Origin of the sequence: Rhodococcus sp. CX (genome assembly GCF_015865005.1) — a bacterium.
In the GTDB taxonomy this organism is placed as follows: Bacteria; Actinomycetota; Actinomycetes; order Mycobacteriales; family Mycobacteriaceae; genus Rhodococcus.
In genome coordinates, this window is sequence record NZ_JADZGH010000204.1 from 1 (window position 1) to 842 (window position 842).

General features: G+C 74.3%; 1 protein-coding gene. It reads right to left on the reverse strand.

What is annotated here, in order from left to right; translation table 11 throughout:
- Positions 1 to 761, reverse strand: a 761-nt coding sequence (locus I0Q12_RS22110; RefSeq protein ID WP_197254757.1) for a glutamate racemase, incomplete at its 3' end; no start/stop codon positions are given.
- Positions 762 to 842: the final 81 nt, after the last annotated feature.

Here is an 842-nt window from a genome sequence, read left to right on the forward strand (position 1 = left end):
CCGGCGGGGGCGAGCAGGATCCTCCCGGCTTCGAAGGCCCGGGCCCCCGCCGGCAACGCTCCCGGTTCACCGCTGAGGAACACCTCGACGCGGCCCGCTCCGCGATCCTCCCGGCCGAGCGCATCGATGCGGCGCAGGGTCTGGCGGGCGACGGCCTCGGCGCTGTCGAACAACCGCACACCGGCGGGCAGCTGCGCCGCGATCGAGTCGGCGACCAGCGGATAGTGCGTGCAGCCGAGCACGACCCCGCTGACGTCGGCCGGGGTGCGCTCGACCGCGGAGGCGATGGCCGCTGCGGCGCCCGCCCGGTCGCCGCGGTCGATGGCGTCGGCCAGCCCGTGACACGCGACGCCGACGACTTCGCTGCCGTTCGCGAACTGCGCGATGAGATCGGCCTGGTAGCTGCTGGCGGTGGTCGCGGCGGTCGCCCAGATCGCCACCGAGTCGCACACCGCCGCGGCCGGTTTGATCGCCGGGACCGTGCCGACCACGGGAACGCCGTCGCCGAGGTCGCGGCGGACCTCGTCGAGGGCGGTGACCGAGGCGGTGTTGCACGGCAGCACCACCACGTCGGCGCCGCGCCGGACCGCGCGCCGCGCGGTGGTGACGACCCGCTCGATCACCCAGTCCCGCGGCTTCGGGCCCCACGGCGCTCCGGCCGGGTCCATCGACAGCATCAGATCCAGGTCGGGCCGCAATCGGCGCAGCCACGCCGAGGTCGGCAGCAAACCGAATCCCGAGTCGATGAGCGCAACGATCACCGTACGAATTTAGCGCGCGACGCCGATGCGGCGGGCGGGGGCGGGCACAGGACGTGCCCGATCACGAGGTCGGTGCGAGCA